Consider the following 22,363-nt stretch of genomic DNA (forward strand, 5'->3'; position numbering starts at 1 on the left):
GAGGTAGATACCTGTGAATGTAACAATAAAAATTGATGCACCTGAATTAGCTAGTGCCATTAATAATCTTGCTTCAGCCTTACAATCTAGCAACCTTGCTCCTGCCGTTGCGGTTGAGGAAAAGCCTAAGAAAGTTGAAAAAATAAAAGAAGAGCCTGAAAAGGCTGAAACGCCTCCTGCTGAAGAACCGCTTAAAGAAGCACCTGCAGAAAAAGACAAAACTATTTCGCTTGAAGAGGTCCGCGAGAAGCTTGCCCAGCTGTCAGTGGCTGGAAAGCAAAAAGAGGTTAAAGAACTCATCCAATCGTTTGGTGCGAAGAAGCTTGGTGATGTCTCTTCATCTGATTATGCAGCACTACTTAAAAAGGCGGAAGAACTATGAGTGGAGCTCATGCAGAACGAGCGCATGCGCTGCTAAGTGCTTCAGGTTCCAGCAGATGGTTAAAATGCACACCTAGTGTTCAGTTAGAGCAAGAGTTTGAAGAAACAACAAGTGAGTTTGCAGAGGAAGGAACAGCGGCTCATGAGCTGTCTGAGCTTTTCCTACAGCTGCATTTTGAACAGATTAACAAACGGACCTTCACCCGAAGGTTGAACAAATTCAAGAAGGAAAACGAGCATTACAGTGAGGGCATGGAGGAATATGTCAAGACCTATGTAGATGTAGTGATTGAACGGGCGAATGAGTCGTTTTCCGTTGCTAGTGATGCCCAGGTGTTGCTAGAACAGAGACTTGATTTTAGTCAATGGGTTCCAGATGGCTTTGGTACTGGTGACGTTGTGATCGTAGGGGACGGAACATTGGAAGTCATTGACCTTAAATATGGGAAAGGTGTGCCTGTCTCTGCAGAAGGAAATACTCAAATGCGACTATACGCACTTGGCGCTCTCAATCAGTACGGCATTCTCTACGACATTGAAACCGTTCGAATGACCATTGTACAACCTCGCTTGGATAGCATTTCGACGGATGAAATCGATGTGGATGAATTATTAACCTGGGCAGATGAGATAGTTAAGCCTAAAGCTGAAATGGCAGCTAACGGTGATGGAGAATTTTGTGCAGGCGATCATTGCCGCTTCTGTCGCGCAAAACATGTATGTAAAGCAAGAGCCGATGCGAATTTAGAAATGGCCAAGTATGATTTTCGTAATCCTAACCTGTTAACGCATGAAGAAATTGGCCAAATTCTTCATGAAGCTGAGGAATTGAAACGGTGGGCACAAGATGTGCAAAACTACGCTCTGATTCAAGCAGAGAGTCATGGTGAGAAGTTCCCAGGTTGGAAGCTTGTTGAAGGTCGAAGTAATCGCAAGTATACCGATGAAGAGGCTGTACCTAAAACGCTGCTTGCAGAAGGGTATGCAGAAGAGGAAATCTATAAACCTCGTGAAATTCTAGGCATTTCTGCTATGGAAAAAGCGATTGGTAAAAAGCGGTTCAAGGAATTACTTTCAGAGCTTGTCATCAAGCCGAGTGGGAAACCGACGCTTGTGCCTGAATCAGACAAGCGCCCGGAACTAAATAGCGTTGAATCGGCTGTGGAGGATTTCTCTTAATGGGCGAGATGGCTATTATGACGCGGAAGAATATGTAAAAGGTTTTTATCTAAACAAAAAGGAGATTGATGACATTATGACAACAACTAATAAAGATACAAAAGTGGTAACTGGTGAAATTCGTTTAAGCTATGCACACATTTTCGCACCTTATGCACATGAAGCTGGACAAGATGAGAAATATAGTACGGCAATCCTTATCCCTAAATCGGATAAGACTACATTAAAGAAAATCAAAGCAGCTGTTGAAGCAGCAAAAGAAGCAGGAAAGGCTAAATTCGGTGGAAAGATTCCTGCTAATTTGAAGACGCCTTTACGTGACGGGGATGAGGAGCGTCCTGACCAAGAAGAATATGCAGGTCACTACTTCTTAAATGCTTCTTCTAAGACAAAGCCTGGTGTCGTTGATAAGCAGCTTAATCCGATTATGGATAGTGAAGAATTATACAGTGGTTGCTACGCTCGTGTCTCTATTAACTTCTATGCTTTTAACACAGCTGGAAACAAAGGTATTGCCTGCGGTTTAAATAACGTGCAAAAGCTTCGTGATGGCGATTACTTGGGTGGGCGCTCACGTGCAGAAGACGATTTTGATGCGCTAGATGATGACGGGGAAGACGACGATTTCTTAGGCTAAGAGATTATGAGGGGATTCGAGAGAGTCCCCTTTGCTATAGAAAGGGTGAGATTAAGTGAAATGTCCATATTGTATGAAGGAGTCAAAGTTTGTCTCCAGCAAAGAGTTTTACGGTAAAGATTATGGCTCTAACTTATATGTATGCGATCCTTGTAACGCGTATATAGGTACTCATAAAAATAGCGATAAACCACTTGGAACAATGGCTAAGTATCAATTAAGGGAGTTAAGAAAAAGAGCGCATTCTCTTTTTGATCCTCTTTGGAAGAGCCGAAAAATGTCACGTAGTAAAGCTTATAGATGGTTGCAAAAAGTGATGAACCTATCAAGTGAAGAAGCGCATATCGGCCTTTTTGATGAAAACCAATGTAGAAAAATAATTCGAATTCTAGAGGCTCGATATCGTAAAGAAAAGAGGGTGAGAGCATGAAAGACCAATTAGGTTTATTTTATGTGAAAGATGGGGTGTCTTATCCAGTCGCATTAACGGAAGAGCAGAAATCAATTTTTAATCTAACAATGGCAGCTATAGGACCAATTAAGGTTATTGAAAATAAACCTATGGGGATAGCAGTTAGGTTGAGTGATTTGCAGTGAAAACTCTTTCCATCGATATTGAGACGTATAGCAGTGTCGATTTAAAGAAATCGGGCGTTTATCGTTACGTGGAAGCACCAGACTTTGGGATTTTGATGATTGCATGGGCCTTTGATGATAACCCTGTGGATATTGTGGATATTGCAAGTGGTGAAGACTTACCCTATGAAATGATGATCGCACTACAATCACCTGGTGTTACTAAAACAGCTTTCAATGCTAATTTCGAAAGGACGTGTTTGGCCAAACATTTCGGTCTGCACATGCCTCCTGAAGAATGGCGGTGCACCGCTGTTCACGCATTAACATTAGGCTTACCTCGTCACCTTGAAGGTGTTGCTAAAACGTTAAACTTAGATGCTCAAAAGGACACAGCAGGTAAAAATCTAATTCGATACTTCTCTGTTCCTTGTAAACCAACAAATGCAAACGGAAAGCGGACGAGAAACCTCCCTGAGCATGATCCTGAAAAGTGGCAACAGTTTAAGGATTATTGCGTACAAGACGTTGTTGTAGAACGTGACATCCGTAAGAAACTCGAAAAGTTTCCCGTAACTGATTTCGAACACAAGTTGTGGGCGTTGGATCAGCAGATTAATGACAGAGGCATCATGATTGATTCGGACATTATGAACAATGCGATCGAATTTGACGCCAGGTATAAGAAAGAGAGTATCTTACCCGAAATGAAGGAGCTAACAGGACTTGATAATCCGAACAGTGTTGCACAACTCACTGAGTGGTTGAAAGGGCAAGGGCTAGAAGTGAAGTCTCTTGCTAAAGGCTTGATTGATGGTTACATGGAGCAAACCGGGGATGAAGATGTAAAACGGGTGCTTGAGCTTCGTAAAGAGATTTCGAAAACGTCTGTTAAGAAATATGCAGCTATGCAAAAAGGACAATGTGAAGATGGCCGCTTGCGTGGATTGCTTCAATTTTACGGAGCGAATCGTACAGGACGGTGGGCAGGTCGTTTCGTTCAAGTACAAAATCTCCCTCGTGGTTCGATTAAGAGTTTAAAAGACTTGGATGCTGCAAGAAGCTTGGTCAAAGCTGGTATGTTCGAGAGCTTTGAAATGTTATATGGGAACGTACCAGATGCTTTAAGCTCCCTTATTCGCACAACATTTATTCCTTCTCCTGGTAACCGTTTAGTAGTGTCTGATTTCTCAGCGATTGAAGCTCGTGTTATCGCTTGGTTGGCTGGTGAGAAGTGGCGGCTAGATGTGTTTAATACGCACGGCAAAATTTACGAGGCATCAGCTGCTCAGATGTTTAACGTGCCTATTGAGCGTATCACCAAAGGTGATCCACTTAGACAAAAAGGGAAAGTTGCTGAGCTTGCGTTGGGCTATCAAGGTGGTAAAGGGGCACTTGTTCAGATGGGTGCCCTTGATATGGGCTTGGAAGAAGATGAGTTACCAGAATTAGTAGACGCCTGGCGTGAAGCCAATCCAGCTATCAAACAGTTTTGGTATGACGTAGAGCGTGCAGCTGTTAAGGCTTTGAAAGAGAAAACAACCGTCACGATGCAGCATGGGTTATCTTTCTTCTATCAAAGCGGTGTTCTTTTTATCCAACTTCCAAGTGGTCGAAAGTTAGCGTATGTGAAACCAAAGCTTGAAAAAGATGAGAAATTCAACAAACTTGGTGTGACTTATGAAGGGATTCAAGATGGTAAGTGGCAGCGTCTCAGAACATATGGCGGGAAACTGGTGGAGAACATTGTCCAGGCTGTTGCAAGGGATTGTTTGGCTGAAGCTTTAATTAGGCTAAAAGATTATGCCATCGTTATGCATGTACATGATGAAGCGGTGCTTGATGTACCTGAGAGTGTCTCACTCGAAGAAGTGGACCGTGTTATGGGGCAACCTGTTGATTGGGCGCCTGGGTTACCGCTCACGGCCGATGGGTTTGAAACGAAATACTATATGAAGGACTGATGAATGTGCTGATTATAGATGATTTTGATAAACAAGCACTTAAGGATGAAATTTTACTAAATCGAAAAATGAAGACATTAAGTGTTTCTCGTTCTCTCGAATTGGAGAAGCGAAAAAAGAATAAAAAGAATAATGAATTTATAAAGAAGATCTACAAGGTAAAGCGTATCCCGTGCCGAGTTGGTGACATCGTTATCGATTATGCCATTTATCAACAATTTTTGGAAAAGCTCAAAGGTTTTGACGTGAAAACCGTTGTTGCTAATCAAAGTGTTATGCTGTATTACTCAAAATCCTTATCAGATCATAAAGGAGAGCTGGAGCTGTTCGACCTAACTTATTACTTCGATCATTTTGAATCCCTGCCGAAGGCTGTTATCGATTATGGCTCGTAAAAAACGAAAGCCGAAATGGTACCTCTTATATCGAAAGGAAAACTATCATAACGTGTATTGCTATGAACCTTTGAGATGGTACGAGCTGAAAAGTCGATTAAAAAAAGGGTGGAAGGTCGTGAAGTAATGACAACTCTTAATCAAGACATGAATTTACTAAGCTTTGTAAATGATGATGTGTGGGAAGAGCTTGGTCGGCAACGTGAGAAGCGCGGTGTTCAACGCCAAATGAACGAAGAGTGGCTTCCTATTTTAGGGGAAGAGTTTGGCGAAGTGTGCCAGGCTCTTCAAAAAGATAAGGCTTGGAGCAAGCAAACGGATAAGGGTGATCTGTATGCTGAGCTCATCCAAGTAGCTGCAGTTGCTATGAGTTGGGCGGCTCAGGTTCGAGAGGGGAAACGTTAAATCGATAAGTTGGAGGTGAATTGATATTGTATATGTCATTTTGTCCCACGTGTAAATTTCAGACTTACAGCAGTAAAAAAGCTGCTAAAGATCACATTAAATTTAATTGTACATGCAAAACATCTTGGCGATTAAAAAAGGTGTTTTGCAAGAAAGTATAAAGGAGTAGAGCCGTATGGAATTAGCACCTAACCTTCGCATACAACATGACGGATCGCTCACGATTGCAACAGGGCGGAGTCGTAAAGAGACAAACTGGAAGAACAGAGAGATGCTTTGGTCGGAGCTGGTCGAGCGGCTCTCTCACACCAATCGAACAGGTGAAACGTATAACGAGTATAAGAAGTTGACCAAAGCCCAGCAAGACCAGATCAAGGATGTGGGTGGTTTTGTAGGTGGAACCTTAAAAGGTGGACGGAGGAAGACAGATGCTGTTAGTTGGCGTCAAGTGGTAACGCTTGATGCCGACCATATCAAGGGTGACTTATGGGCATCAGTTGAAATGTTTTGTGAGTTTGCTTGCCTTGCTTATTCCACCCACAAACACAGCGCTGATAGTCCACGCTTACGTTTAGTTATTCCTTTGTCTCGTCCAGTTACGCCTGATGAGTACCAAGCGGTTAGCAGACGAATTGCAGCGGATATCGGCATTGATTTCTTTGACGATACGACCTATCAACCACACCGTTTGATGTATTGGCCATCGACATCAAAAGATGGTGAGTTTGTCTTCCGCTTTCAGGATGATGAGTGGCTAGATCCGGACGAAGTGTTGTCACGTTATGAAGACTGGAGGGACCCTTCTTTTTGGCCAGAATCGTCTAGGATGCAACAAGCAAGAAAAAAGCTAGCTGACAAGCAAGGGGACCCACACGAAAAGCCAGGTATGGTTGGTGCGTTTTGCCGAACGTATTCGGTTGTTGATGTTTTAGAAAACATGTTGGCCGATGTGTATGAGACGACAGGTGATGGGCGATACACCTTTAAAGAGGGAAGCACAACCGGCGGTCTTGTTTTATATGATGGCGATAAATTTGCATACTCTCATCATGGAACGGACCCTGTGAGTGGGCTATTGGTAAATGCCTTTGACCTGTTGCGTATTCATAAGTTTGGCATGAGAGACGATGATGCAGCTCCGGGAACACCAACTGTGAAGCTTCCTTCTTACCAAGCGATGTTGGAATACGCACAAAAGGATAAAGCCGTTGCCCGAACACTAGGGGCTGAGCGTTTGCTTCAAGCCGAAGAAGAGTTCGGAGAGCTGCCAGATGACGTAAATTACGAATGGATGGAAAAGCTTGATGTAAAGAAAAATGGTGACATCTTAAGTACCGCACATAATATTATGTTGATTCTTCAGAATGATCCACGCCTTGCCAATAAAATTGCTTACAATAAATTTTCTTATCGCCCTGTCATCCGTGGTGACTTGCCTTGGCGAAAGAAGGATGAGGGGGAGCAGTGGCAGGATAGAGACGATGCAAGTCTACGAAACTACCTGGAATCAGTTTACACGATTACGGGCAATTCAAAAATCAATGATGCTCTTGTCGAGGTGCAGAACAAGAATGCATTTCACCCTGTTAGCGAGTATTTGGATGGATTGGAGTGGGACGGGCTGCCACGCCTGGATGCGCTTCTTATCGATTATCTAGGGGCAGATGATAGCAGATATATTCGAGCTGTCACACGAAAGATCTTTACTGCTGCTGTTGCTCGAATCTATCAACCTGGGTGCAAGTTTGACAATATCTTGGTCATGGTTGGACCACAGGGCGTAGGAAAAAGCTACATCATTAAAAAGCTTGGCCAACGTTGGCACTCTGATTCTTTAAATACGGTCATGGGCAAGGAAGCTTATGAACAGCTGCAGGGTGCCTGGTTAATTGAGATGGCTGAATTATCAGCTACACGTAAAGCAGAAGCTGAGGCGGTTAAGCATTTTATCTCCAAACAAGAAGATAGTTACCGTGTAGCTTACGGCCGTCAAGTGTCTGTCTTTCCACGTCAATGCGTGTTTTTCGGTACGACGAATGATAATACGTTTTTAAAGGATAGGACAGGTAATCGACGTTTTTGGCCAGTCGTTGTTCGAAAAAATGCCCCGAAAAAAAGCATTTGGAACGACATGAATCAGCACGAGATTGACCAGATTTGGGCAGAGGCTGTTTATTTCTATCAAGAAAAAGAGCCTCTGCCCTTAGGGAAAGAACTCGAACAGGAAGCATTGGAGATACAAGAAAGCCACACCGAAGAATCTGAAAGATTCGGCCTTGTGCAGGAGTATTTGGATCGACTTCTTCCCGATGATTGGGAGAGCCGAGATATAGCCGAACGCCGGCTCTTCCTTCACGGAAGTGACTTTGGTGAGGAAGAAGAGGGTGGATCGCCACGAGAAAAGGTGTGTGCTATTGAGGTTTGGGTGGAGCTGTTCCAGTCGGATCCCAAACAGCTCACGCCGATGATGAGCCGTGAAATCAATGATATTTTACGTCGTATGCCTGGCTGGACTGCGTATGGTAGTAAGTTGCGATTTGGGAAATTATATGGTCTGCAAAGGGCTTATGTTCGTGAACAGTAGACGGAGAATGGGGAATCGTTGAATGAACAATCTATTGAAAGGGTGATCTGGTATGAGAAATACACTTGGAGATTTGAATAACCATCTTTTCGAGCAACTAGAAAGGCTCAATGACGAGGATTTAAAAGGAGAAAAATTAAACGAGGAAATAAGTCGAGCAAAAGCTGTATCAGAAGTCGCTTCACAAATTATCAATAACGCAAACACCGTACTAAAAGCGAAAGTTGCCTATGACGAACATCTTGCAGTTAAGGCGGAAAAGCCCAAAATGCTTGAAGGGTGATTATTATGAGATTGCTAAATAAGGAGCAGCATGATTATTTACTTTCTATTTTACAAGGAAGATACAATGCTGAGCTAGCTCAGATGATGAATGAAAAATACGGTTTGTCACTGACAGCAAGACAACTAAGCACCTACAAGAAAAATCACGGATTGAAAAGCGGACTGACTGGTCATTTTCAGAAAGGGCACAATCCCGTTAATAAAGGAACAAAGGGGCTCTATAACGTAGGCGGCAATAAAACATCTTTCAAAAAAGGGCAAAAGGCTCATAATTATAAGCCGATTGGATATGAGCGGATAGATAGGGATGGCTATGTGTTAGTCAAAGTCCAGGATGATGGACCTTGGCACAAGCGGTGGAAGCACAAGCACAAAATAGTATGGGAAGAAACAAACGGTCCTATACCATCAGGGCATAAACTTTTATTCGCTGACCGAGATAAACAGAACATTTCATTAGACAACCTTATTCTTGTCAGTAATAAGCAAATGGCCACGTTAAACAAAAAGGGTCTTATTTCAAATGTCCCTGATTTGACAAGAACAGGCGTTATCCTAGCGGATATCTACCAGAAAATGAGCGAACGAAAAAAGGCGAAATGAGAGTAATTTAAATGTATTTTTCGGCGATTTCAAAACAAAAATTTACTAAAATAGGTGTTACCAAAATGGTCTAGGTGTTACCGGTAATTTTTGGTGGACAGTGTTACCGTAAAATTGTACCAATTGATGATTTATAGGATTTAAAGGATTTAGTGTTACCAATGTTACCAGAATTTTCGACTTTGGTAACACCCATGGTAACACCTTAAAGACTTATGTATCAAGGGATTCCCTATTACTGTTACCAATGTTACCAATATTACTATAGAGTATATAGAAATATAGAATATATAGAATATACGTAATATCTATATATTCTATAATACGTATATTACAGGTATATAGGGAATTTCGGTAACATTGGTAACACCCTATTTAAGCAAATTGGGATGTGAGCTTGGAATGCAGGAAAGCAGATTGGAACGGCGATTGAAAAATGAAGTGGAAAAGGTAGGAGGCATGGCGGTGAAATTCACGTCACCAGGTATGGCAGGTGTGCCTGATCGTCTCGTTCTTCTTCCTGGTGGTCGAGCAATCTTTGTCGAGATGAAAGCACCAGGCGAACCTCTTAGACCTCTTCAAGCAAAACGAAAAAAGCAACTGGAACGATTAGGCTTTCAGTCTTATAAATTAGATTCCGTTGAAGATATATTACGTTTTATTCAGGAGGTGCAACCGTGAAATTTAAGCCACACCCTTATCAAGAATATGCGATTGAACATGTTATCAAAAATCCAGCTTCAGGTCTTCTTCTTGACATGGGGATGGGGAAAACCGTTAGCACTTTAACGGCTGTGGCTGATTTGCTTCATGACTATTTTGATGTTTCAAAGGTGTTAGTCATAGCCCCTAAACGGGTGGCAGAAGATACGTGGAGCCGAGAAACGGAAAAGTGGGGTCATACCCAATACCTAAAAGTTTCAAAAGTGCTTGGATCTCAAAAGGAGCGAATCCGAGCTTTACTTGAACCAGCACACATTTATGTGACCAATCGCGAGAATGTAGAATGGCTTGTTGAATATTACAAGAAAAAATGGCCATTCGACATGGTGGTCATCGATGAGCTCTCAAGCTTTAAATCTTCTAAGTCAAAACGGTTTCGAGCATTACGGAAGGTTAGACCACTCATCAAACGGTTGGTGGGCTTAACAGGTACACCAGCACCGAATAGCTTACTAGACTTATGGCCACAAATGTATTTACTAGATGCCGGTGAGCGATTGGGTAAAACCCTAACCCAGTATCGAGATAAATACTTCCAAGCAGGTGCAAGAAATGGCCATATCGTTTATGAGTGGAAACTGAAAAATGGAGCTGAAGAAGCGATCCATGAGAGAATCGGCGATATATGCGTTTCGATGCAAGCGAAGGACCATCTGAATCTGCCTGACCGAGTGGATAATGTCATAAAGGTTCCAATGGATGAAAGAACAAAAGAAAAATACAAGCAGCTTGAGAAAGATTTGCTTTTACCTTTCGCGGATTCCGATGTGGTGGCTGATACCGCTGCTGTTTTGTCGAACAAACTTTTACAACTAGCGAATGGTGCCATTTACGATGAGAACAGGGATATCCAAATCGTGCATGATGAAAAGCTGAATGCCTTGGAAGAGATTCAGGAAGCGGCAAACGGAAAAAGCCTTCTTGTGTTTTACACGTATAAACATGATCTCGAACGGATCCAACAGCGGTTTAAGCAAGCCAAAACATTAGACACAAGCAAGGATATTCAAGATTGGAATAGTGGAAAAATTGAAATGCTTCTAGCGCACCCTGCTTCAGCTGGTCACGGATTAAACCTTCAAGATGGTGGCCACATCATCGTATGGTTCGGTTTAACTTGGAGCCTGGAATTGTATCAACAAGCAAATGCGCGATTAGACAGACAAGGACAAAAGCATAGCGTCATTGTGCACCATCTTGTCGCAGAAGGAACGGTCGATGAAGATGTGATGAGAGCTTTGGAAGGAAAAGCAGTCGGGCAGAACGCACTACTTGAAGCGGTTAAAGCAAGAATGGAGTTGGTTGAAAATGGATCCTAAAACAAGAGGACTTGTCATTGAGGTGGCAAAAGAAGCCATTAAAGAGTATGAGAATCAGAAGCAGGTAGCAGATAAACGCAGACACGACAACAGGCTTAGAAATATCAAGCTATTGTTGAAACACTATCGATCTTTCAAAAAGCATTGTGAAGAAGCCAAAGAAGATATCCCTGAATTGATGAAGGCGTTAGACTTGGATGATTTAAGCAAAGATGCGATTGAAATTAAATCAATTCTTTCCAACCGGAAACGGACCGCAGCCATGGTGGTATATATTGATCGGATGTTGGAGATTTATCGATTGAATTGTGAACAGTCTGAATCTCCTGAAGAGAAGCGAAGGTATCAAATCATCCACGATCTTTATCTCACGGACGTTAAAAAAAGTGCTGATGATGTTGGAAAAGGGCACTTTTTGAACAGAAGGACGGTATATAAAGAAGTCGATAAAACGTGCAAAGACCTGTCGGTATTGATGTTTGGCATTGATGGCGTTCGTTTTGAAAGAGTGTAAAGCAAGGCACAAAGAGGGCACACTTTACGGCACTTTTCCATGTTACTATGGTAGTAGCGAAAAATGTAAATCGGCGTCTAAGCACTCCTGGAATCGTATTAGTCGGACTAGTACAACCTCTACGGGGTGCTTTTTTTTTTAGGGAGGTGGATAGGATGAATAACCAAGTCGTAAGGTGTGATGATTGTGGACGGTCAACGAAGATGGCGCTACAGGTACGTAAGTATGGGCAGGGTATGCAAGAGACGTACTTCGAATGTGAACACTGTACCAAAAAGTACACATGCTATGTGACAGACGAGAGGGCAAGGAAGCTACAGAAAAAGTTACGTAACGAGAAGAACCCTGTGATTAAGTTTCAGCTTCAAGCAAAATTGCAGGAAAGAATGATTAAGTTGAAGCGCGAGTTGATGGACAGTGTGTAACTATTCTTCAAGCAAACGAGTTGGCGATAGAATTTACCACACTTCAGCATGGAGAAAATTAAGACGGGCTTACTACGGTAGTCAACACGGTATCTGTGAATGGTGTGGTAAGCCAGGGTACATTGTGGACCACATTGAAGAGATAACTGAAGAGAATGTAAACGATCCTTTTGTCACATTCAATTGGGAGAATCTTCAGCTGCTTTGTTTACCTTGTTCAAACAGAAAAACTTTTAAAAAACATTTTGCGATTCGTGAAGATGTTACGTTCGATGAATCAGGTCAGCTGGTGAAAAAAGAAAGTTATTAAATCTGATTGCGCTTACTCCCCCCTTTCTAAAATGGGTTTTGGGGGTCTCTGTTAAGCGAGCGCATAGGCTTGAATAATACACAGGTCATTTCACATAAGGGGGGGTTAAATCGAGATGGCAAAATTAGCGAAGGCAAAACAGGATGAACTGATCAAAGCTGAAATTGAGAAATTAGAAGAGATTTTTAAAGATTTATCCGAAGATAAACAAAAAGTTGCAAGTAGATTGATTGAAAGAGTAGCATTTATGACGATCACGCTTCAAATACTAGAAGATAATATCAAGACTAAAGGTCCCACTTATCTTTTTAAGCAAGGCTCTCAACAAATGATGGTTGAGAACCCGGCACAAAAATCATATAACGCTATGATCAATCGCTATACTGCTGCCTATGATAAACTGTTTAACCTCCTGCCAAAAGAAGGACCTGTTGATGAGGATGACGGATTTGAAAAGTTTGTGGATCGAAGATGAAACAATATCCACTGACATACAATCCGATTATTGAATATCATAATAAAATTCAGTCAGGTGAAGAAGTTGTTAGCAGAAAAGTGAAACGAGTCTATGAAAGGCTTGTTGACAATCTTCACAATGAAAATTTTATCTATGAATACCGTGCTGAACGAGGTAATCATGCGATAGAGTTTGTGGAGAATTTTTGTAAGCACTCGAAGGGAAAGATGGGCGGTCAACCTTTTATATTAGAGTTATGGCAAAAAGCTATGACTGCTGCTCTTTTTGGTTTTGTACACAAAATTGATGGTACTCGGCAATATCGTGAGTTTATTCTGATTGTTGCTCGAAAAAATGGTAAAAGTGCATGGGGATCAGCTATTGGACTATATATGCTTACAGCTGACGGTGAATCTGGTCCAGAAATCGTAAGTGCTGCAACAAAAAAAGACCAATCTAAGATTATTTGGTTAGAGTCAAAGCGCATGGTCAAAAAATCATCTATCTTGCGTAAAAGAATTCGTTCCCTAGTCGGTGAATTACTAGCTGATTTCAATGATGGTAGTTTTAGACCTCTTTCTAGTGATTCGAATTCATTAGATGGTTTAAATGTTCATTGCTCCTTGATTGATGAGCTCCATGCCATCGAGGATAAAAACCTATACGACGTCATTGTGGACGGAATGAGCGCAAGGGAACAACCCATCTCCATCATCACAACAACAGCAGGAACGGTAAGAGAAGGAATTTTTGACGTGAAGTATGACGAAGTGGAGCGAATCATTAATGGTTATGATGATCCAAACGGATACAAAGATGACCAGGTGTTACCGATCGTCTACGAACTGGATAAGAGAGAAGAATGGACTGATCCCGAAAAATGGAAGAAAGCAAACCCAGGGCTTGGAACAATCAAAAACATAGAAGAGTTAGCAAGAAAAGTAAATAAAGCTAAATCGAATCCTTTGTTGGTGAAAAACTTACTGACAAAGGATTTTAATATTCGCGAAACAGCAAGTGAAGCATGGCTGACGTTTGAACAGCTGGATAATAAAGCTGTTTTTGACATTTTAGAATTAAAACCTAATTACGGAATTGGTGGAGCCGACTTATCTTCCACAACCGATTTGACGTCTGCAAATGTTATTTTTATGTTGCCGAATGATCCTCATATTTACGCAAAACATATGTACTGGCTTCCAGAAGATCTACTCGAAAAAAGAGTACATGAAGATAGAGTTCCTTACGATATATGGAAAGAACAGGGTTTTTTACGTACAACACCTGGTAACAAGGTCCATTATAGATTTGTGACAGAATGGTTTTTAGAGATGCGCGATGAATATGGTCTTTATTTACCTTGGATCGGATACGATAGTTGGTCTGCTACGTATTGGGTAGAAGAAATGCAAGGCTATTTTGGTAAAGAATCTATGATACCAGTTATTCAAGGGAAGAAAACATTGTCCGGGCCAATGAAGTCAATGGGAGCTGACTTGGAAGCAAATAGAATCAATTACGGCAATAATCCAATTACAAAATGGTGTTTATCCAATACTTCAGTGGAAGTCGATAAAAATGACAACATTCAGCCTAGTAAAGGTAAGCAGCAGAAAAAGAGAATTGATGGTACAGCATCTATGCTTAACTCTTATGTTATTTTACAAGATAAAATGAGTGACTACATGAACATGATTTAAAGGAGGTGAGGAAACTGGGAATTTTTGATTGGATGTTCGGTAAAAAGATAGTCCAACCTCAAACGTCGACTAAGCTGAAGCTAATACACGATGTAGGAGAAGGGTTTTACAATTTTGGTGGTGACATCTATAAGAGTGATATTGTTAGAGCTTGCATTCGACCAAAATCGAAAGCGATTGGAAAGCTGATTGCTAAACATATAAGAGACAATGAGAGTGGATTTAAAGAAAATCCCGACGTTAATATTCGATTTTTGCTAGAAGATCCTAATCCATTAATGTCGGGACAAATGCTTCAAGAGAAACTTGCAACTCAACTTGAGCTAAATAACAATGCATTTGCGCTAATTAAACGAGATGAAGAGATGTTTAGGCCATATGAAATCTATCCTGTTCCTGCTGTCGCAATTGAATTACTTGAAGGACCTCACGGAGATATGTATTTGAAATTTCAATTTCATGATGGTAAGCAAATGACGGTTCCTTATGCAGACATCATTCACTTAAGGCAAGATTTTAATAGTCATAACGTTTTTGGTGATGCACCTGGTCCTGCACTTGCTCAGTTGATGGAAGTCGTTACTACGATAGACCAGGGCATTATAAAGGCGATCAAAAATAGTGCTATTATCAGATGGATTTTGAAATTTAAAAGCGTCCTTAAACCACAAGATATTGATATGCAAGTTGATGAATTTGTAGAAAACTATCTAAATATCGAAAAAAATGGAGGTGCAATCCCTTCTGATCCGCGCTATGACCTTGAACAAGTTAAGCCAAAAAGTTATGTTCCCGACGACAAGCAAATGAGCACAACAACAGAACGAATTTATAATTTTTTCAATACGAACAGAAAGATTGTGCAAAGTATCTATGATGAGAATGAATGGAACGCTTACTATGAATCTGTCATTCAACCAGTCGCCATGCAGCTTTCCGGTGAATATACCCGAAAGCTTTTTTCACGTCGAGAAAGAGGTCATGGCAACAAAATTATTTTTGAGTCGTCCGCTCTTCAGTATGCATCGATGCGAACCAAAATGTCACTTGTTCAAATGGTCGATCGGGGGTCAATGGTGCCTAACGAATGGCGTAAAATACTTAACCTTGGACCTATTGAAAATGGGAATAAGCCGATTCGTCGATTGGATACCGCAGAAGTGAAAACGCCTAACATTGACGTTAAAGGGGGTGATGATGATGGACAAAACAGAAAAAAGGGAGATTCTGACGACGAAGATTGAACTTCGAGAAGAAGATGATGGGAAACGCATAATCAGCGGTTATGCTGTGAAATGGGAAAAGAAATCACAGGTGCTTGGCTATTTTCGTAAGTTTCGCGAACAGTTCAAAAAAGGTGCGTTTACTGATTCTCTTGAGAAAGATGATCAGCGTTTTTTATGGTCTCATGATACAAGTAAAGTTTTGGGGCGCACAAAAAACGGAACGTTACGCCTAAACGAAGATGAAATTGGTTTGCGGTTTGAATTAGAAATACCAAAAACTACACTTGGAAACGACACTTATGAATCTATAAAACGTGGCGATGTGGACGGTGTGAGTTTTGGTTTTAGAATGGAAAGTCACGAGATTGAAGAACCGGATGATGATTTAGTTCTTCGTACAGTGACTAAAGCAAAATTATTAGAGGTCAGTGCTGTTGCTTTTCCAGCCTATCCCGATTCGGAGGTGAGCGCTCGTGGTTACGATCCAATGAAACAGTACGTGGAAGAAACACAAGAATTAAGATCGAAAATTTATATCCTAAATAACTTATAGGGGGAACCTACTCATGAATCGTATTAAAGAAATTCTTAAACGCAAAGCTGAAATTAATGACATGTTGAAAGATGAAAAGCGCTCTGCGGAGTTAAATTACAAGGAACTTGAAAAAGAAGTTCGCGAATTAAATGAGGAATTAGAAGAGCTGCAAACACGCGAACGACTGCTAAATGAAACAAAGAATATTAATAGCGGCAATGGAGAGACACGCACTGTAGAAACCTTTAACGCTGAAGGTAAAAAGGAAGAAAAAAGAAAGGATGAATTAGGAACTGGATCGCTAGAGTACAGAGAGGCATTCATGGATTTCGTTCTTCGCGGTAAGAAATCAGATGTCTTGGAAACACGTGCAGCTGGTACGACAATGACAACCGATGTCGGCACTGTCATTCCACAAACGATAATTAATCGCATCATCGAAAAGATGAAATCATATGGAATGATTTATTCTCGTATCACTCAAACAAACATTAAAGGCGGCGTGTCCATCCCAACAAGTGATGTCAAGCCTGTTGCAACGTGGCAAGATGAAGGAACAGTTTCTCCAAAACAAAAGAAGGCAACTGGAGAAATCACGTTCTCTTATCACAAGCTTCAATGTCGTGTAGCGGTTACCCTTGAAGCTGACACAGTATCATTAGATATCTTCGAATCTAGCCTTATTGATAACATTTACGAAGCTATGATTGTGGCTCTTGAACAAGCTATCATTTCGGGAACTGGTGTGAAACAACCACTTGGAATCGTGAATGATACGCGTGTGACAAACTCCGTAACGCTTCTTGAAGGAGATTTGACGTCTTATTCTAAATGGGCGGAAACTTCTTCGAAGCTGCCACTTTCTGCTGAAGGTAAAGTTGTTCTGATAATGACGCATTCTGACTTTGAAAAATACATTGTTGGTATGGTTGATGCAAATGGACAACCTGTTGCACGTGTGACAGACGGCCTTGACGGGAAGAAAAATCGTCGTTTCTTAGGGTATGAAGTTATCGTTGTGGAAGAGTATCTGCCAACTTTTACAGGTGCAGCAGACAATGCCACGTTCGGGATCTTCGTGAATTTGAAAGAGTACATGTTGAATTCGAACCTTGCTTTCCGTTACAAGAAATATTTTGATGAAGAAACGGATGAGTTTATCCACAAAACAACTCTTATCGCTGATGGTAAGCTTGCTGATGCTCAACACGTAATGCTATTGAATAAAGCACCGGCTGTTTAATAAATTATTAATTTAAAGGAGGAAGTTAAAAATGGAGAATAAATTGAAAGTAGTTGCACCGTTTCGTGATAAGTTGGACAGTGAAAAAGAATACAGTGTGGGCGACTTCTACGAGCATGAAAATGCAGATAGAGTCGCTTTTTTAGTTGAGAGAGGATTTTTAGAGGAAAAAAGCAAGCAACCACCGCATGGTGAGGGTAAAAGCGAGGGTGAAAAAGACCAAAAGACTGATGATCCCCCAGATGAACTAAAAGAATTAGGAAGTGGTTGGTATGAACTTCCTAACGGTGAAAAAGTTCAAGGTAAAGATAAAGCAATGGAGGCTCTTGCTGCAATAGAAGGCGGTGAGTAACATGCTTCAAGAGATAAAAACGGCTCTTCGTATTTCAAACAATGCGTTTGACGGTGAAATAGAAGATATGATTGCTGAGGCTCGTATGGATTTAATCCAATCGGGCCTATCTTCTGACGTTGTTAATAAAGCAATTGAACCCGATCCACTAATCAAACGAGCAATTAAGACCTATTGTAAAGCGAATTTCGGATTAGACAGTCCAGATGCTGAGCGTTTTCAAGCTTCGTATGAAATGTTGAAGCAGCATCTAAGCTTGGCAGGTGATTACAATGGCCGCCAACTGGTCTGATGTTATTCACTTAATCGAATTGACCGAAGGAACGGATGAGGAAGGCTTTGCTACTATCGTTCCTGGACAACCGAAAAAAGTTTTCACCAACAAAATGAGTGTTCGTTCGCAAGAATATTACATGGCCAAACAAAGCGGTATAGAGCTCTCTCTAATGTTTGAGGTACGTTCGATTGATTATGAGGGTGAAAAACAGTTGTCGTATAATTCTTTGGATTACATTGTGGAACGAACATATGAAAAAGGTGAATTCGTCGAGCTTGTCTGCAAGCGAAGAGGTGATGACCATGCAAATTGATTTCGAAGGTCTTGATGAGTTAATTGCTCAAGTAGAGAATTTAGAACGAGGATCACAAAGAATTAAGAATCAAGCCCTTATTCGTGGTGGTGATCTACTCAAAGAACGAATTGAGGCAGAGGTTTATTCTCACGGCTTAAGTAGAAAAAGCGGTCAAGCTCAGGAATCTATTGTTCGTACGAATCCCAAAAATGATGAATTATTTGTTGGTACAAAAGGTGGAGCACAGCAACCAGGCTTTTACCTGTACATGCATGAGTTTGGTTACTTTAATGTCAGAGCAGGTCGTTTTATAGCTCCAAGACCACTTGTTTCAATTGTCTTTCAAAACAGCACTAATGATATTCTACGTGTTCAAGCAGACGAACTGAGAAAGGGGCTGGGGCTGTGAGTTTAAACAAATTAATCATGGATACCCTTTCCCCACTAAATGTTCCAGTTTCTCAAGCGAATTATAACAATACAGCTGATACGTATATTGTGTTTGTAGAGTATAATCAAGCAGCGTGGCTAAGTGCTGACGATGATGAAAAATTCACAAAACACTTCTTTCAAGTCGATGTGTTTTCGTCCGGCAACTACATGCAGCTTGTGAAAGACATCAAACGATTGATGAAGAAAGTTGGGTTTGGTCGCATGTTTGAGTCCGAAACCTACGATGAGGATATGAAAAAATTTAGGAAAATTATACGTTTCAGCTATATTAGCGCTTCTGAATAGATGCGCTTATTTTTAATTTAAGGAGGAAATAAATTATGGCAATTAAAGGCCTTAAAAATTTACACTATGCAATCATCACTGCTGAAAGTGACACGGAAACAACTTACAGTGAAGTAAAACCTCTAGGTCCAGCAATAGCATTTAACATTCAACCGTCAATCAACCGTGCTAATTTACGTGCCGACGATCAAGTATTGTTTTCAGATACTTCAAAAGGACCAATTGCTGTTACGTTGAATACCGCTTATTTAGATAAACAAGTAGAAGCTGATTTATTAGGGAAAACAGTCCATGCAAACGGTCTATCATCTGACAACGTAAATGATGATGCGCCATACGTTGCGATTGGTGGACAGGCAGAGGATGCACGTGGCGGTGCCGAGTTCTTTTGGATTTATCGTGTAAAGTTTGCACCAGCTGAAGAAAACAAAGAAACGAAGCAGGAGACGCCAACCTACCAAACACCAAATCTCACAGGAGAGGCTATTCCACGTATGCATGATGGGGAAGAAAAGTTGAAAGCGTGGGATGGAGATTCAACCATTACTGACAAGAGTGTGTTTGACAAATGGTTTACGGAAGTAATCGATAAAAACTGGGTTCCAACGGTTTAATGGAGGTGTTTATAGCCTATGAAAATTGAGTTATACATTGATGGTGAAAAGAAGCTATTTATGGTTCCTTTTGTCCCTATGCTAGCGAAAAGAAAGTATTTAGAGATTGAAGCAAAGAAAGAAGAAAAGGGTGATGCTACATCTGGTTATACCATTGATGAGTTTGACGAAATGTGTACGATTCTTACGGACGTTGTGTTTCAAAAACAATTCACCTTGGAACAATTAATAGCTGGTGCAAGTGAAGAATATGCAAACGAAAAGCTTCTCGAAGCCGTTTTTGGAATAAAGCCGGAAAGAGAACTAAGAGAAGGTGAAGAGGGAAACGAGAAGGGGGAGTGACATTTGTTGAAATGTTCGCTTCCCTTAAATCCATTTACAAGCAAATGATGTTCCCGAAAAATCCATATGCACCTAAGTGGGCGCTATCTGAAATTGATCAGATGGACGTCCACTTTTTTTATGAATTGATGAATGATGTGGACGGACAATCGCCTGGTAATCAAGAGGTTTACTTAAGTGATGTTTGGTAATGAAGGGCAGGTGAGAACATGAGCTCACAAGAGGTCGGAACACTAAGGACTAGGCTGTCGTGGGAAGATGAAGGGACAACTAGAGGGTTAAAAGGATTTAAAGATGATTTACGTGGTTTACGGTCTGAAATGAATGCGGCTCGATCAAATGGTCGAGAGTATTCAAATAGTTTGAGAGGTTTGCGTGAACAATCGGACATTTTAACAAGACGTTTATCTGTTCAAAAAAGAGAGGTCACTGAGCTTCGCAGACGCTATGAAGAGTCACGTCGAGTTAAAGGTGAGAACGCACAGCAGACTAAAAACTTATCAAACCAATACAATAATGCTATAGCTGCCATGAACCGAACGGAACAACAGTTAGGACGAGTGACAAACCAAATTAACCAACAAATCGACCCCTGGCGTCGATTAGGTCAAAGTGCCGATGAGATGGGCAAGAAGATGGAAACAATTGGACGTGGCATGACTTCCTTCGGCCGATCTTGGTCTTTACGTGTTACCGCACCTATCCTTGGTGCAGGTGCAGCCGCTTTGAAAGTGGGCATGGATTTTGAACAAGGCATGTCAAAGGTCCAAGCTCTCACAGGCGCTACAGGGCAGACGATGGAAAGTCTTTCTGAGCAAGCAAAAGAACTAGGTGCTACGACTCGTTTTACAGCTACCCAAGCGGCAGACGCTATGGGTTTTTTAGGTATGGCTGGTTGGGAAGCGCAAGAAATCATGGCAGGGATGCCAGGTCTTTTAAGTTTAGCGGCATCTGCAAGCATGGATCTTGGTCGTGCAGCTGATATCACATCGAACATTATGAGTGGCTTCAATATCGCCGCCGCTGAATCTGGTAGAGTCTCAGATATTTTGGCTCATGCTGCCAGTAGCGCCAATACAGACGTTGAGCAGCTAGGCGAAGCCATGAAATACGTTGCACCGATGGCGAATGCACTCGGTATCTCTATTGAAGATGCAACAGCCGCAATGATGGGTGTAGCTGATGCTGGTCTCCAGGGCTCGATGGGTGGTCGTGCTTTTGCAACAAGTTTAACAAGACTTGCCTCACCGACAGCAGCAATGGAAAAAGAAATGAAAAGGTTGAACCTTTCTTTTTTTGATAGTGAAGGTGCTATGAAGCCTCTACCAGACATTATCCAAGGTATCGAGAAAGCTACATCTGATATGAATGAACAAACAAAAGCTACTACTCTTTCCACATTATTTGGCGCAGAAGCACAGAAGCATTGGGCCGTATTGTTGGAACAGGGTTCAAAGAACATAAGAAACAACACAAAAGAATTGGAAAATAGTGAAGGTGCAGCCCAACGAATGGCAGATACGATGTCAGATAATGCTAAAGGTGCCATCATCGAGTTTCGTTCAGCTCTGGAAGGTATCGGAATAACTCTTTCCGAGCACATGATACCTGTATTTACGGATATGGTAAAACAGGCAACAGACCTTGTACGGCGATTCGGCGATTTGGATGAGGAATCACAAAAGCAAATTATTAAATGGGCGCTTGTAGCTGCTGCAATTGGTCCTGTGAGTATAGGACTTGGTGGCATGGTTACAACAATGGGTGGTTTGTTAAGAGTGGTAGGTTTTGTGTCGGGTGCAATATCTGGAGCGGGAGGTCTAGCTGCTGTATTAACAGCGTTAACTGGTCCTGTTGGGTTAACGGTTGCTGCTATAGGCGCATTAAGCTATGGGGTTTACAGATACGTAGATGCACAACGCGAAGCGAGAGAGGTTAGTATAGAAAGTGCAAAATCTATGCTTGAGCAAGCAGATGCAGTAGAAGTGAATGTTGCGCGCTATGATGAGCTACATCGTAAAAGCCGATTAACCTCTGATGAAATGGGCAGATTGCTTGATATTCAAACGGATCTTAATTCTGCACAGGATCCAGATCGCGTCGCTAGATTGCAGGAACAATATGACTTACTACGTGAAAAAAGTGGTCTGACAAATGAAGAACTGTCGGAAATGCTCGGTTTGAATGATGAAATTATCGGACAATCTCCTATGGTTGAGCAGTCATTCACCAATAAAGGTAATGCAGTTATTACAGCAACGGACGCTGTACACGACTATATTCA

At 41.5% G+C, this 22,363-nt stretch carries 30 protein-coding genes; all 30 read left to right on the forward strand.

Going from position 1 to position 22,363, the window contains the following annotated elements; translation table 11 throughout:
* Positions 1-13 precede the first annotated feature (13 nt).
* Positions 14-382 carry a hypothetical protein gene (locus tag BLT_RS0105140; protein ID WP_017726742.1) on the forward strand — a complete coding sequence of 123 codons (369 nt, stop codon included), beginning with the start codon at positions 14-16 and terminating at the stop codon, positions 380-382.
* Positions 379-1,560 carry a DUF2800 domain-containing protein gene (locus BLT_RS0105145; RefSeq protein WP_017726743.1) on the forward strand — a complete coding sequence of 394 codons (1,182 nt, stop codon included), beginning with the start codon at positions 379-381 and terminating at the stop codon, positions 1,558-1,560. The genes BLT_RS0105140 and BLT_RS0105145 overlap by 4 nt, the downstream gene beginning before the upstream one ends.
* Positions 1,561-1,636: 76 nt before the next feature.
* Entirely contained in the window at positions 1,637-2,197 is a 561-nt protein-coding gene (locus BLT_RS0105150) for a DUF2815 family protein (RefSeq protein WP_017726744.1), read from the forward strand.
* A gap of 55 nt (positions 2,198-2,252) precedes the next feature.
* On the forward strand, positions 2,253-2,627 hold the full coding sequence (locus tag BLT_RS0105155) for a zinc-finger-containing protein (protein WP_017726745.1): 375 nt from the start codon (positions 2,253-2,255) through the stop codon (positions 2,625-2,627).
* On the forward strand, positions 2,624-2,794 hold the full coding sequence (locus tag BLT_RS24200; protein ID WP_017726746.1) for a hypothetical protein: 171 nt from the start codon (positions 2,624-2,626) through the stop codon (positions 2,792-2,794). The genes BLT_RS0105155 and BLT_RS24200 overlap by 4 nt, the downstream gene beginning before the upstream one ends.
* Entirely contained in the window at positions 2,791-4,737 is a 1,947-nt protein-coding gene (locus BLT_RS0105165; protein WP_017726747.1) for a DNA polymerase, read from the forward strand. Before BLT_RS24200 ends, BLT_RS0105165 begins: the two co-directional genes overlap by 4 nt.
* On the forward strand, positions 4,737-5,132 hold the full coding sequence (locus tag BLT_RS0105170) for a hypothetical protein (protein ID WP_017726748.1): 396 nt from the start codon (positions 4,737-4,739) through the stop codon (positions 5,130-5,132). Before BLT_RS0105165 ends, BLT_RS0105170 begins: the two co-directional genes overlap by 1 nt.
* Positions 5,133-5,207: 75 nt before the next feature.
* The gene (locus BLT_RS0105175) at positions 5,208-5,537 is read left to right on the forward strand and encodes a MazG-like family protein (protein WP_017726749.1); all 330 of its coding nucleotides are present in this window, start codon (positions 5,208-5,210) and stop codon (positions 5,535-5,537) included.
* A 175-nt stretch (positions 5,538-5,712) separates the two neighbouring features.
* The gene (locus tag BLT_RS21450; RefSeq protein WP_017726750.1) at positions 5,713-8,121 is read left to right on the forward strand and encodes a virulence-associated E family protein; all 2,409 of its coding nucleotides are present in this window, start codon (positions 5,713-5,715) and stop codon (positions 8,119-8,121) included.
* A 52-nt stretch (positions 8,122-8,173) separates the two neighbouring features.
* The gene (locus BLT_RS0105190) at positions 8,174-8,404 is read left to right on the forward strand and encodes a hypothetical protein (protein ID WP_017726751.1); all 231 of its coding nucleotides are present in this window, start codon (positions 8,174-8,176) and stop codon (positions 8,402-8,404) included.
* Between the two features lie 5 nt (positions 8,405-8,409).
* Complete coding sequence (locus tag BLT_RS0105195; protein ID WP_017726752.1) at positions 8,410-9,009, forward strand: HNH endonuclease signature motif containing protein; 600 nt, start codon at positions 8,410-8,412, stop codon at positions 9,007-9,009.
* Positions 9,010-9,411: 402 nt separating this feature from the next.
* Positions 9,412-9,690, forward strand: coding sequence for a VRR-NUC domain-containing protein (locus BLT_RS0105200; protein WP_017726753.1), 279 nt, complete (start codon positions 9,412-9,414; stop codon positions 9,688-9,690).
* Entirely contained in the window at positions 9,687-11,051 is a 1,365-nt protein-coding gene (locus tag BLT_RS0105205) for a DEAD/DEAH box helicase (protein WP_017726754.1), read from the forward strand. Before BLT_RS0105200 ends, BLT_RS0105205 begins: the two co-directional genes overlap by 4 nt.
* Positions 11,041-11,565 carry a hypothetical protein gene (locus BLT_RS0105210; RefSeq protein WP_017726755.1) on the forward strand — a complete coding sequence of 175 codons (525 nt, stop codon included), beginning with the start codon at positions 11,041-11,043 and terminating at the stop codon, positions 11,563-11,565. The genes BLT_RS0105205 and BLT_RS0105210 overlap by 11 nt, the downstream gene beginning before the upstream one ends.
* Before the next feature lie 155 nt (positions 11,566-11,720).
* Positions 11,721-11,990: a hypothetical protein gene (locus BLT_RS21455; RefSeq protein WP_026104993.1), complete on the forward strand. Its 270-nt coding sequence runs from the start codon at positions 11,721-11,723 to the stop codon at positions 11,988-11,990.
* Entirely contained in the window at positions 11,983-12,300 is a 318-nt protein-coding gene (locus BLT_RS24670; RefSeq protein ID WP_051045217.1) for an HNH endonuclease, read from the forward strand. Before BLT_RS21455 ends, BLT_RS24670 begins: the two co-directional genes overlap by 8 nt.
* 115 nt (positions 12,301-12,415) lie before the next feature.
* Complete coding sequence (locus tag BLT_RS0105225) at positions 12,416-12,775, forward strand: hypothetical protein (protein WP_017726758.1); 360 nt, start codon at positions 12,416-12,418, stop codon at positions 12,773-12,775.
* Entirely contained in the window at positions 12,772-14,457 is a 1,686-nt protein-coding gene (locus tag BLT_RS0105230; protein WP_017726759.1) for a terminase large subunit, read from the forward strand. Before BLT_RS0105225 ends, BLT_RS0105230 begins: the two co-directional genes overlap by 4 nt.
* A gap of 14 nt (positions 14,458-14,471) precedes the next feature.
* Positions 14,472-15,701 (forward strand): phage portal protein, encoded by a 1,230-nt coding sequence (locus BLT_RS0105235; protein WP_026104995.1) that lies wholly within the window; start codon positions 14,472-14,474, stop codon positions 15,699-15,701.
* Positions 15,658-16,236: an HK97 family phage prohead protease gene (locus tag BLT_RS0105240; RefSeq protein ID WP_017726761.1), complete on the forward strand. Its 579-nt coding sequence runs from the start codon at positions 15,658-15,660 to the stop codon at positions 16,234-16,236. The genes BLT_RS0105235 and BLT_RS0105240 overlap by 44 nt, the downstream gene beginning before the upstream one ends.
* 13 nt (positions 16,237-16,249) lie before the next feature.
* A complete protein-coding gene (locus BLT_RS0105245) occupies positions 16,250-17,461 on the forward strand; it encodes a phage major capsid protein (protein ID WP_017726762.1) in 1,212 nt (403 codons plus the stop codon).
* A gap of 31 nt (positions 17,462-17,492) precedes the next feature.
* Positions 17,493-17,813, forward strand: coding sequence for a hypothetical protein (locus BLT_RS0105250; RefSeq protein ID WP_017726763.1), 321 nt, complete (start codon positions 17,493-17,495; stop codon positions 17,811-17,813).
* Position 17,814: 1 nt separating this feature from the next.
* Positions 17,815-18,105 (forward strand): head-tail connector protein, encoded by a 291-nt coding sequence (locus tag BLT_RS0105255; protein ID WP_017726764.1) that lies wholly within the window; start codon positions 17,815-17,817, stop codon positions 18,103-18,105.
* A complete protein-coding gene (locus BLT_RS21460) occupies positions 18,086-18,403 on the forward strand; it encodes a hypothetical protein (RefSeq protein WP_017726765.1) in 318 nt (105 codons plus the stop codon). The genes BLT_RS0105255 and BLT_RS21460 overlap by 20 nt, the downstream gene beginning before the upstream one ends.
* Complete coding sequence (locus BLT_RS0105265; RefSeq protein WP_017726766.1) at positions 18,393-18,794, forward strand: hypothetical protein; 402 nt, start codon at positions 18,393-18,395, stop codon at positions 18,792-18,794. The genes BLT_RS21460 and BLT_RS0105265 overlap by 11 nt, the downstream gene beginning before the upstream one ends.
* The gene (locus BLT_RS0105270) at positions 18,791-19,123 is read left to right on the forward strand and encodes a hypothetical protein (RefSeq protein WP_017726767.1); all 333 of its coding nucleotides are present in this window, start codon (positions 18,791-18,793) and stop codon (positions 19,121-19,123) included. The genes BLT_RS0105265 and BLT_RS0105270 overlap by 4 nt, the downstream gene beginning before the upstream one ends.
* Before the next feature lie 35 nt (positions 19,124-19,158).
* Complete coding sequence (locus BLT_RS0105275; protein WP_017726768.1) at positions 19,159-19,737, forward strand: major tail protein; 579 nt, start codon at positions 19,159-19,161, stop codon at positions 19,735-19,737.
* Between the two features lie 18 nt (positions 19,738-19,755).
* Entirely contained in the window at positions 19,756-20,079 is a 324-nt protein-coding gene (gene gpG / locus BLT_RS0105280) for a phage tail assembly chaperone G (RefSeq protein ID WP_017726769.1), read from the forward strand.
* On the forward strand, positions 20,076-20,270 hold the full coding sequence (locus BLT_RS0105285; protein WP_017726770.1) for a hypothetical protein: 195 nt from the start codon (positions 20,076-20,078) through the stop codon (positions 20,268-20,270). The genes gpG and BLT_RS0105285 overlap by 4 nt, the downstream gene beginning before the upstream one ends.
* Positions 20,271-20,288: 18 nt before the next feature.
* On the forward strand, positions 20,289-22,363 hold a 2,075-nt coding region (locus BLT_RS21465), incomplete at its 3' end, for a phage tail tape measure protein (protein WP_017726771.1).

Origin of the sequence: Halalkalibacterium ligniniphilum, assembly GCF_000334155.1 — a bacterium.
Lineage (GTDB): Bacteria > Bacillota > Bacilli > Bacillales > Bacillaceae_D > Halalkalibacterium > Halalkalibacterium ligniniphilum.

Excerpts from the sequence above, each read along its gene's own strand:
- BLT_RS0105145 (WP_017726743.1), top strand. The coding sequence starts at position 379 with ATGAGTGGAGCTCATGCAGAACGAGCGCATGCGCTGCTAAGTGCTTCA.
- BLT_RS0105150 (WP_017726744.1), top strand. The coding sequence starts at position 1,637 with ATGACAACAACTAATAAAGATACAAAAGTGGTAACTGGTGAAATTCGT.
- BLT_RS24200 (WP_017726746.1), top strand. The coding sequence starts at position 2,624 with ATGAAAGACCAATTAGGTTTATTTTATGTGAAAGATGGGGTGTCTTAT.
- BLT_RS0105170 (WP_017726748.1), top strand. The coding sequence starts at position 4,737 with ATGAATGTGCTGATTATAGATGATTTTGATAAACAAGCACTTAAGGAT.
- BLT_RS0105175 (WP_017726749.1), top strand. The coding sequence starts at position 5,208 with ATGGTACGAGCTGAAAAGTCGATTAAAAAAAGGGTGGAAGGTCGTGAA.
- BLT_RS21450 (WP_017726750.1), top strand. The coding sequence starts at position 5,713 with ATGGAATTAGCACCTAACCTTCGCATACAACATGACGGATCGCTCACG.
- BLT_RS0105190 (WP_017726751.1), top strand. The coding sequence starts at position 8,174 with ATGAGAAATACACTTGGAGATTTGAATAACCATCTTTTCGAGCAACTA.
- BLT_RS0105195 (WP_017726752.1), top strand. The coding sequence starts at position 8,410 with ATGAGATTGCTAAATAAGGAGCAGCATGATTATTTACTTTCTATTTTA.
- BLT_RS0105200 (WP_017726753.1), top strand. The coding sequence starts at position 9,412 with ATGCAGGAAAGCAGATTGGAACGGCGATTGAAAAATGAAGTGGAAAAG.
- BLT_RS0105210 (WP_017726755.1), top strand. The coding sequence starts at position 11,041 with ATGGATCCTAAAACAAGAGGACTTGTCATTGAGGTGGCAAAAGAAGCC.
- BLT_RS21455 (WP_026104993.1), top strand. The coding sequence starts at position 11,721 with ATGAATAACCAAGTCGTAAGGTGTGATGATTGTGGACGGTCAACGAAG.
- BLT_RS0105225 (WP_017726758.1), top strand. The coding sequence starts at position 12,416 with ATGGCAAAATTAGCGAAGGCAAAACAGGATGAACTGATCAAAGCTGAA.
- BLT_RS0105230 (WP_017726759.1), top strand. The coding sequence starts at position 12,772 with ATGAAACAATATCCACTGACATACAATCCGATTATTGAATATCATAAT.
- BLT_RS0105240 (WP_017726761.1), top strand. The coding sequence starts at position 15,658 with ATGGACAAAACAGAAAAAAGGGAGATTCTGACGACGAAGATTGAACTT.
- BLT_RS0105245 (WP_017726762.1), top strand. The coding sequence starts at position 16,250 with ATGAATCGTATTAAAGAAATTCTTAAACGCAAAGCTGAAATTAATGAC.
- BLT_RS0105250 (WP_017726763.1), top strand. The coding sequence starts at position 17,493 with ATGGAGAATAAATTGAAAGTAGTTGCACCGTTTCGTGATAAGTTGGAC.
- BLT_RS0105255 (WP_017726764.1), top strand. The coding sequence starts at position 17,815 with ATGCTTCAAGAGATAAAAACGGCTCTTCGTATTTCAAACAATGCGTTT.
- BLT_RS21460 (WP_017726765.1), top strand. The coding sequence starts at position 18,086 with ATGGCCGCCAACTGGTCTGATGTTATTCACTTAATCGAATTGACCGAA.
- BLT_RS0105265 (WP_017726766.1), top strand. The coding sequence starts at position 18,393 with ATGCAAATTGATTTCGAAGGTCTTGATGAGTTAATTGCTCAAGTAGAG.
- BLT_RS0105275 (WP_017726768.1), top strand. The coding sequence starts at position 19,159 with ATGGCAATTAAAGGCCTTAAAAATTTACACTATGCAATCATCACTGCT.
- gpG (WP_017726769.1), top strand. The coding sequence starts at position 19,756 with ATGAAAATTGAGTTATACATTGATGGTGAAAAGAAGCTATTTATGGTT.